The sequence below is a fragment of the Nostoc sp. genome (genome assembly GCF_036919575.1).
Lineage (GTDB): Bacteria > Cyanobacteriota > Cyanobacteriia > Cyanobacteriales > Nostocaceae > Nostoc.
In genome coordinates, this window is sequence record NZ_JBALBY010000014.1 from 1 (window position 1) to 16,243 (window position 16,243).

A 16,243-nucleotide genomic window follows, 5' to 3' on the forward strand; every position below is an offset into this window, starting at 1 on the left:
CAACCAGTTGTAGCCGTTGCTCATCACTAAGAAAAATGCTATGTTTTTTATTCATACACCTAATTAATATACTTTGAAATTGTTAGCGATCGCACTGAGACTCGTGTCCCGATATGCCGACACATCGTTATTATAAAACGATAGGACAGAACCCATCAAAACTAATGACATAGACTACTAGTGGTCTGTCAAATTCATTTTGACGGGTTGGTAGTGTGAGCGTCTCGCTCACGACGCGAGCAAGATGCTCGCACTACCCATCAATTTAAGCTTGACAGACTACTAGTGACTGTTTTCAAACTTGAAGATCCCCCCTAACCCCCCTTAAAAAAGGGGGGAAAAGAAACTCTAAGAGCAAGCCTTTTTAAGGGGGGTTGGGGGGATCTCTTCTGCGTAAGTCCTATAGAAGTCTGAAGCTCAGAGGTTCAGCGACCAAGCTCAGAGGTTCAATGACCAAGCTCAGAGGTTCAATGACCAAGCTCAGAGGTTCAACGACCAAGCTCAAAGGTTCAACGACTAAGCTCAGAAGTTCAGCGACTAAGTTCAGAAGTTCAGCGACCAACTTCCGACTTCCGACTTCCGACTTCCGACTTCTTTCCCATGTTCCCTACCTGCCTATATATGTCCTATACTCTACTTTCCGTCGCCTTACTAGCTTTCTACGTCGCTTGGAATCTTGGAGCAAACGATGTTGCTAACGCAATGGGAACCTCTGTAGGTTCCAAAGCTGTTACCCTCAAACAAGCACTAATTATTGCTGGGGTATTAGAGTTTACGGGTGCTGTATTGTTTGGGCATGAGGTAACGGAAACCCTAGCAACGAAAATTGCTAATCCCGCCTTATTCGCTGCTACACCCCAAATATTTGTTGTTGGGATGGTAACGGTACTAATATCGTGTGGTGTGTGGTTGCAAATTGCCACATCACGGGGTTTACCAGTCTCATCTTCTCATGCGGTTGTTGGTGCGATCGCTGGATTTAGTTGGGTAGCTTTGGGAGTAGATGCAATTGATTGGTCATCAATTAAATTGATTACCATTGGCTGGATTTTAACGCCGTTAATTAGTGGTGCGATCGCTGCTTTATTCTACAGTCAAATCAAGCACTGGATTTTGGATCAACCCAATCAAGTAGTGCAGTTACAAGAATGGATTCCCTGGTTAAGTACTCTACTGCTAGGTGTATTCGGCGTGATTGTATTACCATCGCTGACTGAACCGCTAACCAATTTTGTAATTGAGCAAGTTGGTTTTACAATCCCCGCTTACGACATCCCACTGTTAACAGGTGCAGTAGCAGCAGTTGGACTCACAATCATTAGTTGGCGACAGTTAGGGAAGATGGGGGGAGATGAGGGAGATGAGGGAGATGAGGGAGATGAGGGAGATGAGGGAGATGAGGGAGATGAGGGAGAACTACTCCCCACTCCCCACTCCCCACTCCCCAATCCCGTAGAAAGATTATTCGGCCGATTCCAATTATTGAGTGCTTGCTTTGTAGCCTTTGCTCATGGTTCTAATGATGTGGGAAATGCGATCGCTCCTTTAGCTGCGATCGTTTACATCAATCGCACTGGTAGCGTACCTACAGATGGTATCACTATCCCCATTTGGATTTTAATCCTTGGTGGTGCTGGGATTGTTGGTGGTTTAGCTGTCTGGGGTAAAAAAGTTATCGCCACCATTGGCGAAAACATTATTGCCTTGCAACCTAGTAGTGGATTTTGTGCCGAACTTGCGACTGCTACCACCATCCTCATCGCCTCCCGGCTAGGTTTACCAGTCTCCACCTCTCACGCCCTTGTCGGTGGTGTAGTTGGTATTGGATTAGTGCAAAATATCAAGTCGATTAAGTTCCAAACACTAAAAGGTATCGCCGCCGCATGGCTAATTACAATCCCCATAAGTGCTATCCTTAGCGCTGCCATCTTTAGCATCGCCCGGATTTTCTTCCTCTAAGAATTATTGAACAGAATTCAGAAGTCAGGAGTCAGGAGTCAGAATACAGCAAAGGTATTCTGTACGACACAACGACCTGAAAGTTAGTCTAGAAGAAGCATTTAGAGATTGTCTCGTTCCCAGTCGGAGACTGGGAATGCCCGTCGTTGAGGCTCCGCCTCAAGACTTGCGGCAGAGCCGCTTTTGATCTGCATTTCCAGCCAGAGGCTAGAAACGAGGTTTTAAAAGGGTTTTGGCTTAAGTTGACACCAATGAAGTGCGGGTAACAATCCCCAACTGATGGTTACGTAGCTCTGCCGAAGTATTGATTCAGAATTCTGAATTCTGGATTCTGAATTCTGGATTCTGGATTCTTCTTCAAGAATATTTTCCTAACTTTTTCTTCTACTGCATCTACTCAAAGTAGAACCTAGACTGCAACAACGCCAAAAAAGCGTGCTTTTGCAGAATTGCTGCTCATTCATTAGAATGTTGTGCAGGGGATAGCGTAACTTTGAATTTCCACAGAAAGATACTTTAATCTCCATTTAGAGATGTAAACTGTCACACAAGTTACATTCCACACAAATTTACAGCTAGTTTCGCAAGTCAGACAGTTTTGTGGCAATGTCTGGGGAAAAGTCGGTTTGCGCCTACGCGCACGCATCTGTAAGTGTTTGCGAATTACTATTGGCAGCAAAACAATAAATATTTATTTGAAGTCAATACAGTTCAGTTAAGCATTTCTTCCTTCTCTTCTTTGCGACGGCAGTCGCTACAACGGGGAGCCACTGCGGTGGACGGGTTCCCCGGCATAAAGCAAGTGGCGTGGGAACCCCCGCAACGCGCTGCCTCTCCTTTGCGTCCTTTGCGGTTCGTTAAATTGACTTTGACAAAGAGTTTTAGCCTTAACCGAAGCGTATTGTATTTTAAGTGAGATTTCTTTAAAAGTAAAAATCTCATTGGCGAATATTATCTTGATGGAAATTAAACTGACCAAATACTTGTCAATGCTGAAGACAAGACCGTGTAGTAAGCAGTGGAGCAAATTTGAGCCTTTGCTAACCGGTGTCTAGTATGACAGAATTACGTTGAAATGCGGAAGTGCTGTTAAAATTTTTAATTTATCTGACAAAATACAAGAAATTACTATGAGCGCCAAGTGTACCGGAAGCAGCTTTATCGTCAAGGTGTTAGAGGTTAGAAGCTAATGGGGCGATTCGAGAAGCAACCAGAAAACCAAAACCCGCGAGTTAGAGGCGAGCTATCCAGAGCAGCAGAAAATGCTCTTTGGGCTGTAGTTGAAGACTTAGAAAATCTTCAGCAGAATGTCCTCAGAGCATTGCAGGAAGATGTAAAGCGGCTTCAGTCCGAAAAAAATCGGTTATCTGATGAAATTCAAAGCTTGGTAGAGGAAAAAGAGCATTTACAACAAGTGCGCCAAATCACTGAGCAGCAAGTGTTAATTCGTCAACTGGCAGAAGTTCTGGCAAAGCATATATCTTCACAACTGCAATCCTCTCTGGCAACTTTAGCTAACCAAACCAGCGAGGGCAAGTCTTATGAACAAGCTGCGCTAAAGTCCGCTGAAGTCAGCAGCAATGTAGTCGGCGAAATCAATGAAAAAGTCGAACACATGTTTGACAGCCTCGATGACACCGTTACTGTTACCTTTAACTCGCTGCAACAGGAACTCAAAAATTATCAAAGTAATCTTTCCCAGCAGTTGTCACGGATGTATAGCCAGCAGCAGCAAGGGGAAACGATTTTGGCGGAGTTTGTTAATCGCCTGCATGGAGAACTAGAAAAAACTATAGAAGAAACTTCACGCAAACCAGCAACAGCAAGTACACCTACTGTTTTGCAGTTTACGGAGCCGGAAAAAAACAGTTCTTTTGAGACATCTCCGCCACAGTCTGGCGAAGTAGTCAGAAATTCCCCTGAGCCAATTTCCGCGATCGCTAATAAATTTTCACCAAGGGAAACGACATCAGAGCCAACCATTGTTAGAGAAAACGCCGCGAATCCAATTTCTGCCCCCAACCAAGACTTGTCCCAAAGGGAAACGATATCAGAGCCAACCATTGTTAGAGAAAACGCCGCGAATCCAATTTCTGTCCCCAGCCAAGACTTGTCCCAAAGGGAAACTATATCAGAGCCGCCACCTGTTGTAGTTCCGCCACCAAAAGACAATGCCACCGAACCAATTTCTGTTTTAAATCAGGACTTGCTAGAAAACGAAACGACATCAGAGCCTCCGACTGCATCTGTACCACAGCCACGAGCAATACCACCTTCACGAAGGAGAAACGCTGCTGAACCAATTTCTGTCGTCCGCAGGAACGGATCGCAGAGCAAAGCTAAATCCTCATCGGCGACTGCCCTAGAGCCGCAACCGGAAGCAAAACCCCCACAATCCCGATCGCCTAATTCCTCTGGTTTATCGCCGCTTCAAATTGGTTTCTTGTTAATTGTCTTATCGGCAGTCGTATCGTCACTTTATAACGTCGCCATCAAGGTGATTTTCCACGAAGGTTCCCAGATTTTTGGAGTATTAGAGGTAGAGCGCTTGCTGCCGCCCACTTTGGGCAATACTCTGTTAATTTTGACCCTAAGATTTATGGTGGTAGTTCCACTGATGTTACTGTTGTCTCCGATACTGCATCCCCAATTGTGGCAAGACTTGGAAAACTTGGCTAATTCAGTCCGAGGAAATCCCACAGGTGCGAATGCAGCTACCAAGCAAATTTTGCTGTTGTCGATTGTGAGTGGGGGCTTTTTGTTTTTGTCTCAGGTGCTAATATACATTGCGATCGCACAAGTCCCGACTGGAATGGCGATCGCACTGTTCTTTGTCTATCCAATGGTTAGTGGTTTATTGTCGTGGTTTCTGTTTCGCGATCGCCCGACAATATTCCGCATCAGTGCGATCGCTGCGATTTGCTGCGGTGAATTGTTGGTTTTAGCGGGTTCTCCCAGCATCGGTATGGGAAGCAGCACCGCCATTCTTGCGGGCGTGGCTTTTGCTGCCTACATAATTTTGACGCGGGTTTGTGCTAGCAAACTGCATCCGGTGACTTTTACTTTAATAAACTTCGCTACCATGTTGTTGTTGAGCTTTATCTGCTTGATGCTACCTTTACCAAGCAGTTGGAACTTGGTACTTGACCCCTCTAAAATACTGGAACTAGTTTTAAGTGCATTTATTTTGGGTGTGCTGACTCTTGCGGGCTATTTGCTCAACAATATTGGTATAAGTAAACTAGGCGCCTCGCGATCGGCGATCGTCGGTGGTAGCATTCCAGTTTTAACCGTGATTTTCGCTGGGCTAATCATTCAAGAAAATTTGGATATTGTACAAATTCTGGGTGTGTTGTTAGTAACCTTTGGGGCGGCTGCTTTCAGCTTGGAAACAATGCGAAATCAGGTTAAACCCTCTAATCCCACGAATTAAATGGCGAGTTCAATCAGTATCATCTGTCAGATACAAGATCCCCGACTTCTCAAAGAAGTCGGGGATCTAAGTTTTTACGAATCATTTAGGACTACTGTATAGGTGTGGATAACACCTAATAGATTAGCGGACAGTAATCAAAATAACTTGACTTGTAATATATTTTTAGGGATTTAGCCTGATACAGGTAGGGAAAACACGTATATATAAGCAGTATGAACAGGTTTATTTCATCCTCCCCTAGTCCGCCAGGGAATAAATTCCCCATCTCATAGCTAAAGTCGGTTAAAACCGACTATCAATAAGCTTTTGAGTCCGTTAAAACGGACTTGGACTATAAGAAAAGGAAATAAATTTCCGGGCGGGTTATGCCAAGAATGAAATAGCCCTGACAGTATGAGTACTACTGAACTTAAGCAATTGAGCATGAGTACTTGCTAAAAGAGGAAATTGGCAAGGAGTTAAGACCATTGCAGCACATTTTGAAACTAGGAGATCAAAAATGTTTAGAGTAACCCGTTTTTTCCGCGTGGGAGACTATTGTCGCTACATGAATATATGGAGCGATCGCCCGTGAAACAGCTATTACCTTCATCCTACCAAAACCCCTGCGAGTAAGGTGAAATTCCAAATTCCTCATTTCCATGCTTTTGTGTTTGGTGAGATGGTATGTTTATTTCTGTCTGTCTGTAAAACGTCAACTTGGTCTGCGATCGCGCAAACGCCCAGAGAAAGAAGCTTATATCGTAGCCTGCTGCGGATTTTCCTTCTTTTCTAGCAACAAACTATCTACGCAATTCAAGTCTCTAAAATATATAAAACAGCGAGGTGAAAACATATTTGAAAGCAGCCAAAGAATTAGTTAAATCATGAAATCTTAAAACTCTTTCATGAAAAAAATATAAACTCATTGACAAAGAATCATCAGATGGAATCCAATATGTTTTATTATATCTACGGCTAGTAACTAATCTTGAGGTTATTGCCACGATTCACAAAGCCTGATAGCTATGCGATTAATTCAGACTAAATCGCGGCTTTCTGTGTCAAATCATCAACACAAAAAACAAATAAGACTTGGTTTTAGGAGTCAACATAAAAATATCATCAAACCTTGATTTAACCAGAATATAAAATATTTAAATCCGCTTTATTTATAAACTTTAAAATATATAAAATTATTCCAAATACTAAAAACAATGATATGATACAAAATAATATTTGAGAAACCAACAGGTATTTTGAAATTGGAATTATTTGCTCTACTTGATGTCTACTATCTTTCCTTAAGCCAACGGCTGATACTGCTGAGACATCACTGGAGGCTGTCAACGGGATGATAGTTCACAAAGACAACCTCTAAATGTGGCTACACCTGGCAAGCGATTTATTTTTAGACCACTCCCAATTATTTCTACTCACCTGTGTGCTACAAATAATTTGCCAAAGCTGAGAAAAACCATCTTTTTCGAGTAACAGATATCCTAGATAGACCGCGCAAACTAGTTATTACTCCGAGTCGGTATAATGCCACAATTAGGTGTAAGTAGCTTGGCGTTGTTGCTTTTAAAAGATGAGACAAACCTCAGATAACTGAAAGACTTTGTAGATTAATTGCAACATAGTTGACTTTTGGGACGGAAACCGCAATCAAGCTAGAATTGGTGATATCTGTAATTTTCTGGTTAGATGTAGGGACAGTTATAGTAACAATACTAAATCTGCTCATGTACCAGAAAAGATGCGAAAATGGTAGTTTGTGCTACCGCCGATCTGATAGTTATCGCATACTAATATAGTTTGAAGTGAAAACATTGCTTTAGCCCAGGTGTATACTACCAATTCTCACTTGATTAAAAACTCTGTAAACGTGCTATTCAATTGTCTGTAATATGAGTAACGACATAGATCTGATCAAACGTCTTGACCCCAGTGCGATGGATCAGATCATGCTTTATCTGGCTTTTAGTGCCATGCGGACGAGTGGGCACAGGCATGGGGCATTTTTAGACGCAGCCGCAACAGCAGCAAAGTGTGCAATTTACATGACGTATTTGGAGCAGGGACAAAACCTGCGGATGACAGGGCATTTGCACCACCTGGAACCGAAACGCGTAAAAATTATTGTAGAAGAAGTCAGACAGGCGCTAACAGAAGGCAAACTGTTAAAGATGCTGGGTTCTCAGGAACCGCGTTATCTGATTCAATTGCCTTATGTGTGGTTAGAAAAGTATCCTTGGCAACCGGGGCGATCGCGCGTTCCTGGTAGCAATCTGACTAGTGAAGAAAAAAGACAAATTGAGCAAAAACTGCCAAGTAATCTACCTGATGCCCAGTTAGTTAGCTCTTTTGAGTTTCTGGATTTGATCGAGTTTTTGCACAAGCGATCGCAAGAAGATTTGCCACCCGAACACCAAATGCCATTGAGTGAAGCTTTGGGTGAGCATATCAAGCGCCGTCTACTCTACTCAGGCACGGTAACACGCATTGATTCTCCTTGGGGAATGCCCTTCTACGCTCTTACCCGTCCTTTTTATGCCCCAGCAGACGATCAAGAACGTACTTATATCATGGTGGAAGATACCGCTCGGTATTTCCGCATGATGAAAAATTGGGCAGAACGGCGACGAAATGCCATGCGCTTGCTGGAAGAACTTGATATCCTCCCAGAAAAAATGGAGCAGGCTATGGAAGAACTGGATGAAGTTATCCGTGCCTGGGCAGATAAATATCACCAAGACGGTGGGATTCCAGTGGTTTTACAGACGGCTTTTGGCGAAAGAGAAGACTAGTACCGCAAGGCGGAATTCAAAATTCAAAATTCAAAATTCAAACAGGTATACAGAGTAAGCGTTTCATGGTTACGTAGCTCTGCCGTTGGCGCAGCCTCTCCAAGAGTTGTATTGATTTTGAATGGGTGGTTTATTTACGCCGTGCTGTACTAGCGCCATTAGGCTGAATTCAAAATTCCAAAAGCTGATAAAGTAAGCTTTTGAATGATTTGTGATGCGTAAAGCCCCCGTCATTTATGCGGGGGAGTGCGTCAAATTGTAATACTGTACTAGTAGTATAAAAGTCACAAGCAATTTTGTGACTTTTGTCTTGTTAAGAAACGTGGATTAAAGAAGTCAGAAGTCGGAAGTCGGAAGTCGGAAGTAAGTTTTGTGACTCTTATTTAGACCCCGACCCAAAACGTACGGCAATTGATGCAGGGGACTTAAACCCCTAAACTTTGTTAAATAAAATGCAAAACTTTATCCTGTATCTAGCTTCCCTCTCCTTTATAAGGAGAGGGATTGAGGGTGAGGTAAGCCAGGGACATAATTATGTTATTTAATTCTTATTCCTAAGGGACTTCCAAATAAAAAAATATACAACTATTTATTGTGGGGTGGGCGTCTCGCCCGCCCATAGTCAAAGGCGGGCAAGATGCCCACCCCACAAGATTGGATAATTTATTTCTTGGAAGTCCCTAAGTATTTCGTTTGCATAATTTGCAAGCAGAGGGAAATTATAGCGGAGTTTCCAGCTTATGGTTGGAAATGCACCTCATTGGGCTGCTGCCGCAAGTCTTGAGGCGGAGCCTCTTTGAATGCATTCCCAGTCGGAGACTGGGAACGAGGCACTGTAATTTAATTAGTGCCGGGTTGCGTTGGAACAAGCGGTTGCGTTGGAACAACCGGCTGCGCGGGAACAAGCGGTTGCGGCGTTGGAATTGGGGTAATATCGAGACTTGGACTTGATCCCGTAGGAATTATATTCTGCGGTGTAGACGAAGATGAAGCCCCGATAACACTGTCACTAGCATCGATACAAGTTTCCAATATCTGGGCAGGGGGAAGGTCGATTTTACTACTACGTAAGCCAACCACACACTGACCAAAGCGCACGGGCAACAAACTGCGACCACAGTAATCTAAAGCTGCTGGATTAACTGCTTCCTGAGTACTAGAACTGACACCGACTACACAGGTAGATAACTCCTCAGGACGCCTAGCTTTCCCACAAGAAGAAAGCGCATCTGTCGCGGCAATTTGGGTCTGCTTCTCAATTTTAGCCACGCAAGCAGCCAAATCCCTTGGACGCAGTGCCTTTGCACAACCTTGTGATGCTGCTTCTGGCGTGACACCGACGCTCAGAAGGCGACCTGCACAGACACTATAATCATTGCTGTAAGAGGCAGCAACAGCCACATTAGGCAAAATCGTTGTCAACCATCCAGCGATCGCCAAAACTGGTACTATTAAAATCCTGGAGGTCGAACTGCCTTGTTTGTTCTTACCTCTGCTAACCACTTTTTTGCTCATTGATATTGCCATTCTCCAAACACCCAAGGCTATGCTAACTCAAATATTATTTTAAAAATCCTCTGCAATCAAAGAATTTCGGCGGGACTAAAGTCTATACATAATTAATTATCTCGAAAATTGTGCTAATATAACTGTTTGAAAGATAAGTAGGCAACGTAAAAAGTATTTCAAAGTAAGAATACTGCGTAAACCAATCTGATGATTGAGTAGCCTACGAAACTAAATAAACAGAAAAAACTTATTGGCAGGAGTACGGCGGGACACGTCGGAATTCAGGCTTGCAAGTCAGGGGTCGGCTTTACCGACTTAAAGCAACTGGCACGCATTGGATGCCTCTACATTGGTAGGATACGTCATACCAAGGCAAGCAGCCTCAAAAAATCAAGAATCCCCTGATTTTTAATCAGTGGAATGTCAATATAGAATGTTTGGGTAAAGTTTAAACAGGATTAGATTAAGGAAACTCATGTCCCGATATAGAGGACCACGCCTCAGAATTGTCCGTCGCTTGGGCGACTTACCAGGATTGACTCGTAAAAGCGCCAGACGCGCTTACCCACCTGGTATGCATGGTCAGAACCGCAAGAAGCGCTCTGAGTATGCTATCCGTCTAGAGGAAAAGCAAAAGCTCCGCTTCAACTACGGTTTGACTGAAAAGCAATTGCTGCGCTATGTGCGGAAAGCCAGACGTGTTACTGGTTCTACCGGACAAGTGCTGCTGCAATTGCTAGAAATGCGCTTGGATAATACCGTTTTCCGCTTGGGTATTGCCCCAACTATTCCAGCAGCTCGTCAACTGGTTAATCACAGTCACATCACTGTTAACGGTCGTGTGGTGAATATTGCCAGCTACCAATGTCGTCCTGGTGAAGTGATTGCAGTCAGAGATCGGGTACAATCACGTAAAATGGTGGAAACTAACTTACAATATCCCGGTTTGGCTAATCTTCCCAGTCATTTGGAGTTTGACAAAACTAAGTTGGTTGGTAAAGTTAACAGCGTTATTGAACGCGAATGGGTGGCATTACAAGTTAATGAACTACTTGTGGTGGAATACTACTCACGACAAGCGTAATAGTCATTTGTCCTTAGTGAGCTAGTGCGGTCTTGGGGGTTTCCCCCATGAGCAACTAGCGAACCCGAAGGGTCATTTGTCCCTAGTCATTTGCAAAGGACAAATGACAAATGACCAATGACTAACCGCCAATTTGCGACATCGTGCGGGTATATGTACCTAAAATGCCAGAATCGCGCTCTTTAAAGTTAATTTCTGGCTTGATTCCGAGTAAATGTCTGACTTGCTCTTGTAATTGAGTGGTGCTGATACCAGAACGCAGAGCAGTTTTTAAATCTATTTGACCAGTTTCATTTAATAAACAGGGGCGCAGCCAGCCATCGGCACTCAGGCGCATCCGATTACAACGATCGCAAAAACATTCTGACATCTGACTAATAAATCCTAGTGTCCCCTTCGCACCGGGAATTTGAAAGACATCAGCCGGGCCAGCACCACGAACTTGAGATTCTGTCAAGCCCCAGCGATCGCAAATCCGCCCTCGTAAGTCGGCTGAAGATACCCAACCGCGATCGCCAAACAAATGCACATTACCAATAGGCATAAACTCAATAAATCGAACGTGCCACTGTTTGTCAATTGTCAGGGCGGCTAAATCGAGAACTTCGTGGTCATTTACGCCAGGAATCACTACCACATTCAGCTTCAGTGGGTCGAATCCGACGTCATGGGCTGCTTGAATCCCCTGCCAAACTTGTTGCCAACGAGAACGCCCCTGATTACCGATAATTTGATCAAAAATGTCGGGATCAAGAGAGTCCAGACTAATATTAATTCGTCGCAGACCAGCATTATAGAGGTTTTGTGCCATCGGAGCCAGCAAAAAACCGTTGGTGGTCATTGAGATATCTTGAGTTTGGGGGAGAGTTGCGATCGCACCTACCAAATCCACTACACGCGGACGTAATAAGGGTTCACCCCCAGTCAAGCGAAACCGATTAAAGCCGACTGGAATAAATACCTCTTGAATTAAAGTGAGTAGTTCCTCATCAGTCAACATTTGTTGCTTGAGAATATAATCCAGTTCTACTCCCTCTGGCATACAGTATTGACAACGAAAATTGCAGCGATCGATTAAGCTAATGCGGAGGTAGTCTACCGGGTTCATCGTTTTATTGTCTTCGATAAATTAAAGACCATACTTAGGTAGTTTACCAAAACAGAATAAAGGCGTCAGTCGTCAGAATACAGGAAAGGTATTCTGTAAGCTAATCGGCATTGAAGTTGCATAATCAGGGCGCTCATGTTGCCCACCCCACAAGATATTGAGAAAATTTTAATATGCTTTCTTAGATGTGTTTTAGCTTACCACTGGCGGATAGCGCAGCGTAAAGCCTTCTCTACGAGACGCTGCGCGAACAGCATAGCTTGGCTTAGAGCGAGTCCGCGAGCGTCTTGATTCTGAATTCTGAATTCTGAATTCTGAATTCTTCTTCAACCCTTCCTACCATTTTGCTGTAATTCAAGATACCGCACCACCTACTTAGGTTAGAATCTACAGATTGTGGCATAATAAGCCGATCGCATCCACTAGTTAGTCATCAATCGTGCAAGATACCGACTCCATCAACGACCTTGCTGCGGCTTTACTACAGCCAGCAGATATCAGCTTTGAACTGCCCGATCCAGAAGATGAACAGATTCTAGAGTCAGATTTTCAACAGCAGCTAGAAATAGCTTGGCAGGTATGCGATCGCTTTGATTTGCAAACTGAAATCTGGCGGGGGCGAATTTTACGGGCGATCCGTGACAGAGAGAAAATTGGTGGTGATGGACGCGGTACTGGCTTTCTGCGATGGCTAAAAGAGCGGGAAATCAGCAAGAGTCAAGCTTATGCCTGGATTCAACTGGCCAATAGTGCCGATACTCTCATTGAAGACGGGAAACTTGACCCCGGATCTGTGAACAACTTCAGCAAACGGGCATTTATCGAAACCTCCAAAGCATCCCCCCAAGTGCAACAGATGGTGAGTGAAGCTGCCCAAAAAGGCGATCGCATCACCAGGCGCGAAGTGCGTCAACTCAGCGATGAATGGACAGCCATGTCCTCAGATTTATTACCCGAAGCAGTCAAGGAAAAAGCCGCAGATAACACCCTTCCTCCACGCTACATCGCCCCACTGGTGAAGGAAATGGAAAAACTGCCAGAATCGCACCAAAAGTTTATTCAAAAGGAAATTGCTGCTAATCCTGATGTGGATACCCTCAAACAGGTAACAACCGAAGCGCGTAACTTGGCAAAATATCTCAAAGGGGCGGCTCAAGTTCAGGCGCTGACCCAAGAAAATGTTGATATTGAAACAGCCTTAGAAGAAGCGCAAAGAGTCGGCTGTTTGAGCATTGCTGCTGATTTAGTAAATCAAGCATCGCAGATGGAACAAACGATCGCTAAACTTTACATGACTTGGAAACGGATCAGTAATTTAGCAGATCGATTATATGTAGATACTGGCGCAAGTACACCCAACTTGCGATCGCTCCTCACTTGCTTGGAACCTCTGGGCGGTGAAATCATGGAATTGCAACTTAGTGGTGCGACTGAACACACTATTCGTTTGCAAATTCAGGAGACAAATTAGGGAATCGGGAGTCAAGAATGAGCAATTAGGGACTTCCAAATAAAAAAATATCCCAAAACTAACACAAACCCCTCTCTATTTCTCTTCTCTCTGTGTTCTCTGCGCGGCAGTTGCTTCAAGTCGGGGAACCCGCCCAACGCACTGCCTTGTCTCTGTGGTTCGTTTCTTTGGATAATTTATTTCTTGGAAGTCCCTTAAGCATAATACCCGGAACCCCACCCCGCCAAAGCTATGCTTTGTCTCCCCTCCCCGCAGGCGGGGAGGGGTTGGGGGTGGGGTTCCTTTTCAGTGCGTTTCAACGTACTTTAGCTATTAGCCCGCAATTTATTGCAGGGCGGGAAAGCAACGCAAAACTGAGGTTTTAGGGATGCGGAGTTTAACACCAGCCATCTTAAAACCACCATGTCTCAAATTCTAATTACCATCGCAAGATGTAGCGACAAGTGAGGAGTTATGGGCCGACGCAGTGGGTACTTGAGCAACCAGAACCACATTCCCATTGGCATCCATTACCCATCCTTGGGCTTCCACAATTTCAGTAGGTTCATTGACAAAATTAACTTTGTGTGAGTTTTCTTCTGTATTTCTCTGCTTGTCAACAACCACTCTTTTGTGAATAGCGTCAGCACGATTCTTACTCTCTGGCTCCAGTGTAATCCAATCTGCCAGCACTGCATTATCAGCGATCAATGGCTCTGTGGGATCAGGCGCTAGTCCTCCACGCCCAGTAGCAATAAATGAACTCCTGGCTATTTTTCCACCAGAATTACAACCAGCAACAATTTGCTGCGAAGCATCAACAAGATTTGCAGGTAATTGCACTAATCCTTTACTAGGGTCAGCATCAGGTGAGTTGATTTGGACTGTCCCACTTAATGAAGGGTTTTGTTGAGAAAATGCGGTGATGTCACTTGTTGACACGTTATTCGGGTTGATTTCCTTTAAATCAAGCCTCTCTACCTCTGCACGAGTGCGGGGCACAAATCCAAAGATGTTCTTAGCAGTGATTCCGATTTTACCACCAGAGCCAGAGAAGGCGTTGGCGGTGATATCGCTATTTTCTAAGGGAGCGGCGACGATGAAGCCATTAGGTGCTTTGATGGTGATATTACCGCCATCTCCACTAAGCCCTGTCGTACCTGCGTTAGTGGTTATTTTACTGTCGTGGCGCATCAGTAATAAGTCCCGCACCTGTAGCGTAATATTCCCGCCTCCACCGGACTCACTATTAGATGTGAGTGTTCCTTTGGAAAGAAGTATGGAGCGAGTGGTTATATTTAAATCGCCTGCTTTCCCTAAGTTAGTTGGATCTCCGTCATAAATGACATTTTTTTTAGCTTGGCTGCTCACAGATATTGTAGCCCCATTCTCGATCATCAATCGCTCTGTCGTTAGCGTCAAATTGCCGCCATCTCCAGGTCCTTCAGTTCCAGAAAACAAGCCACTGACCCTAGAACCATTTGGTGAGGTTCCTATTAGTTCTACAGACTCAGAGGCGTTCACCATCAAATTTCCTGCTTTTCCTGTAGCTGGTATAATTTCGTTAGAAAAATAACCATATATGCTCTCAGAGGTTGTTGATATTTTTGCCCCTCCTTGGATACGCAAGTTTCTAGTGTTAATTGTGATGTTGCCAGCGTTTTTATCGCCATAAGTTGCACTAAATAATCCACTGGATATTAAATCACTACCATCTTGCTGAAAAACGGAGGTGCCGCCGATTAGTTCCACGGAATCTGAGGCGTTTATGGTCAACTGCCCTTGCAATTGTCCTCCATCTCTGACGAGCAACTTTTTAGTAGTGATATTTATGTTTCCAGAGCCTCCGGTGGAGAAACTCTGAGTAAACAGTTGTGCATCTTGCTCAACTACTACAGAGTCTGAGGCGTTCAGTGTCACATTCCCCCCTGACTGATCTTGCAAGGGATAAACTAGAACTAGGAAGCTCCCAGCTATCCGTATATTCCTGCCTTGCATCTGGATATTGCCGCCACTGTCTCCATGAGTATCTATGGTGGATGAGATTTGGCTAGATTTGATTAATTCGATGTTCTGGAAATTTGGAACACCTTCATATCCAAATGCCCAACCTTGGTTCGTTGGACTCAAACTGACCAGACTATTATCAGCGACACTTCCTAACTGAACGCTTCCGTCCTTTGCTGTGATATTTCCCCCATCTAGCGTGATATCACCGCCGATGAGTGCCAAGGTTTTGCCTTGCTGCACCTGTAGACCAACGCCTTGTCCAAAGAGATTAACTGCGCCATCTGGTTCTGCTTGGGATTGATTGCGGATGGGAGCCGCAGTTGTTCCGAATTGTAAACCAATGGGAACACTTACTGTCAACAGGGGTGTAGTTTGAGGAGATGTAGCACTAAATTTTGTCCCATCAGCAAAGTTCAAGCTACTCGCCGTACTGCCCACAAATGAACCGCCGATATTTAAAGAAGCATTTGACCCAAAAACAATGCCGTTAGGATTAATCAGAAACAGGTTGGCTGCGCCGTTAGCTTTCAGAATGCCATCTATATTAGAAATAGAATTGCCTGTTACCCGACTGATGATATTTTGAATATCTCTTGCATTGTTAAAGTAGGCTGTTCTTCCCGCAGAGACAGAAAACTGTTCAAAGCTGTGGAATAAGTTTGTACCACGAACTGCCCCACCATCAATCTGGTCTGTAGGCTGACCATCGATTAGCTTTGGTGTAATGATTGAACTTTCAGATCCAAGTGTGCCATCCTTTTGTATTTGGGCTAAGGCAAAACTCTCAAAGAAAGTCAGCACTCCAGCGATCGCTAAGGTACTCACAATCCCTAACTCCCAGCACCAACTGCTTCGGTATTGAGACATGACTAACTTGCACCCAAAAAATAAGAGTATA

General features: G+C 44.2%; 8 protein-coding genes. 5 read left to right on the forward strand and 3 right to left on the reverse strand.

From position 1 onward, the window contains the following. Positions 1–621: 621 nt before the first annotated feature. From V7K27_RS04900 to hetR, 3 genes are all read left to right on the forward strand, one after another. Positions 622–1,959, forward strand: coding sequence for an inorganic phosphate transporter (locus V7K27_RS04900; protein WP_334944869.1), 1,338 nt, complete (start codon positions 622–624; stop codon positions 1,957–1,959). Between the two features lie 1,189 nt (positions 1,960–3,148). Continuing rightward, positions 3,149–5,392 (forward strand): EamA family transporter, encoded by a 2,244-nt coding sequence (locus tag V7K27_RS04905; protein WP_334944871.1) that lies wholly within the window; start codon positions 3,149–3,151, stop codon positions 5,390–5,392. Between the two features lie 1,892 nt (positions 5,393–7,284). Beyond that, positions 7,285–8,184, forward strand: coding sequence for a heterocyst differentiation master regulator HetR (gene hetR, locus V7K27_RS04910; RefSeq protein ID WP_334944872.1), 900 nt, complete (start codon positions 7,285–7,287; stop codon positions 8,182–8,184). Between the two features lie 840 nt (positions 8,185–9,024). Here hetR and V7K27_RS04915 read toward each other — a convergent pair. Next, the gene (locus tag V7K27_RS04915; protein WP_334944874.1) at positions 9,025–9,699 is read right to left on the reverse strand and encodes a hypothetical protein; all 675 of its coding nucleotides are present in this window, start codon (positions 9,697–9,699) and stop codon (positions 9,025–9,027) included. 469 nt (positions 9,700–10,168) lie between these two features. Here V7K27_RS04915 and rpsD point away from each other — a divergent pair, with 469 nt between their 5' ends. After that, positions 10,169–10,777 (forward strand): 30S ribosomal protein S4, encoded by a 609-nt coding sequence (gene rpsD / locus V7K27_RS04920; protein WP_196515572.1) that lies wholly within the window; start codon positions 10,169–10,171, stop codon positions 10,775–10,777. Positions 10,778–10,898: 121 nt separating this feature from the next. On the opposite strand, the gene moaA is transcribed toward rpsD, so the two are convergent. Continuing rightward, positions 10,899–11,885 (reverse strand): GTP 3',8-cyclase MoaA, encoded by a 987-nt coding sequence (gene moaA / locus V7K27_RS04925; protein WP_334944877.1) that lies wholly within the window; start codon positions 11,883–11,885, stop codon positions 10,899–10,901. Between the two features lie 439 nt (positions 11,886–12,324). Here moaA and V7K27_RS04930 point away from each other — a divergent pair, with 439 nt between their 5' ends. Further along, entirely contained in the window at positions 12,325–13,356 is a 1,032-nt protein-coding gene (locus V7K27_RS04930) for a hypothetical protein (RefSeq protein ID WP_334944879.1), read from the forward strand. A gap of 414 nt (positions 13,357–13,770) precedes the next feature. On the opposite strand, the gene V7K27_RS04935 is transcribed toward V7K27_RS04930, so the two are convergent. Further along, entirely contained in the window at positions 13,771–16,212 is a 2,442-nt protein-coding gene (locus tag V7K27_RS04935) for a two-partner secretion domain-containing protein (RefSeq protein ID WP_334944881.1), read from the reverse strand. Between the last annotated feature and the right edge of the window lie 31 nt (positions 16,213–16,243).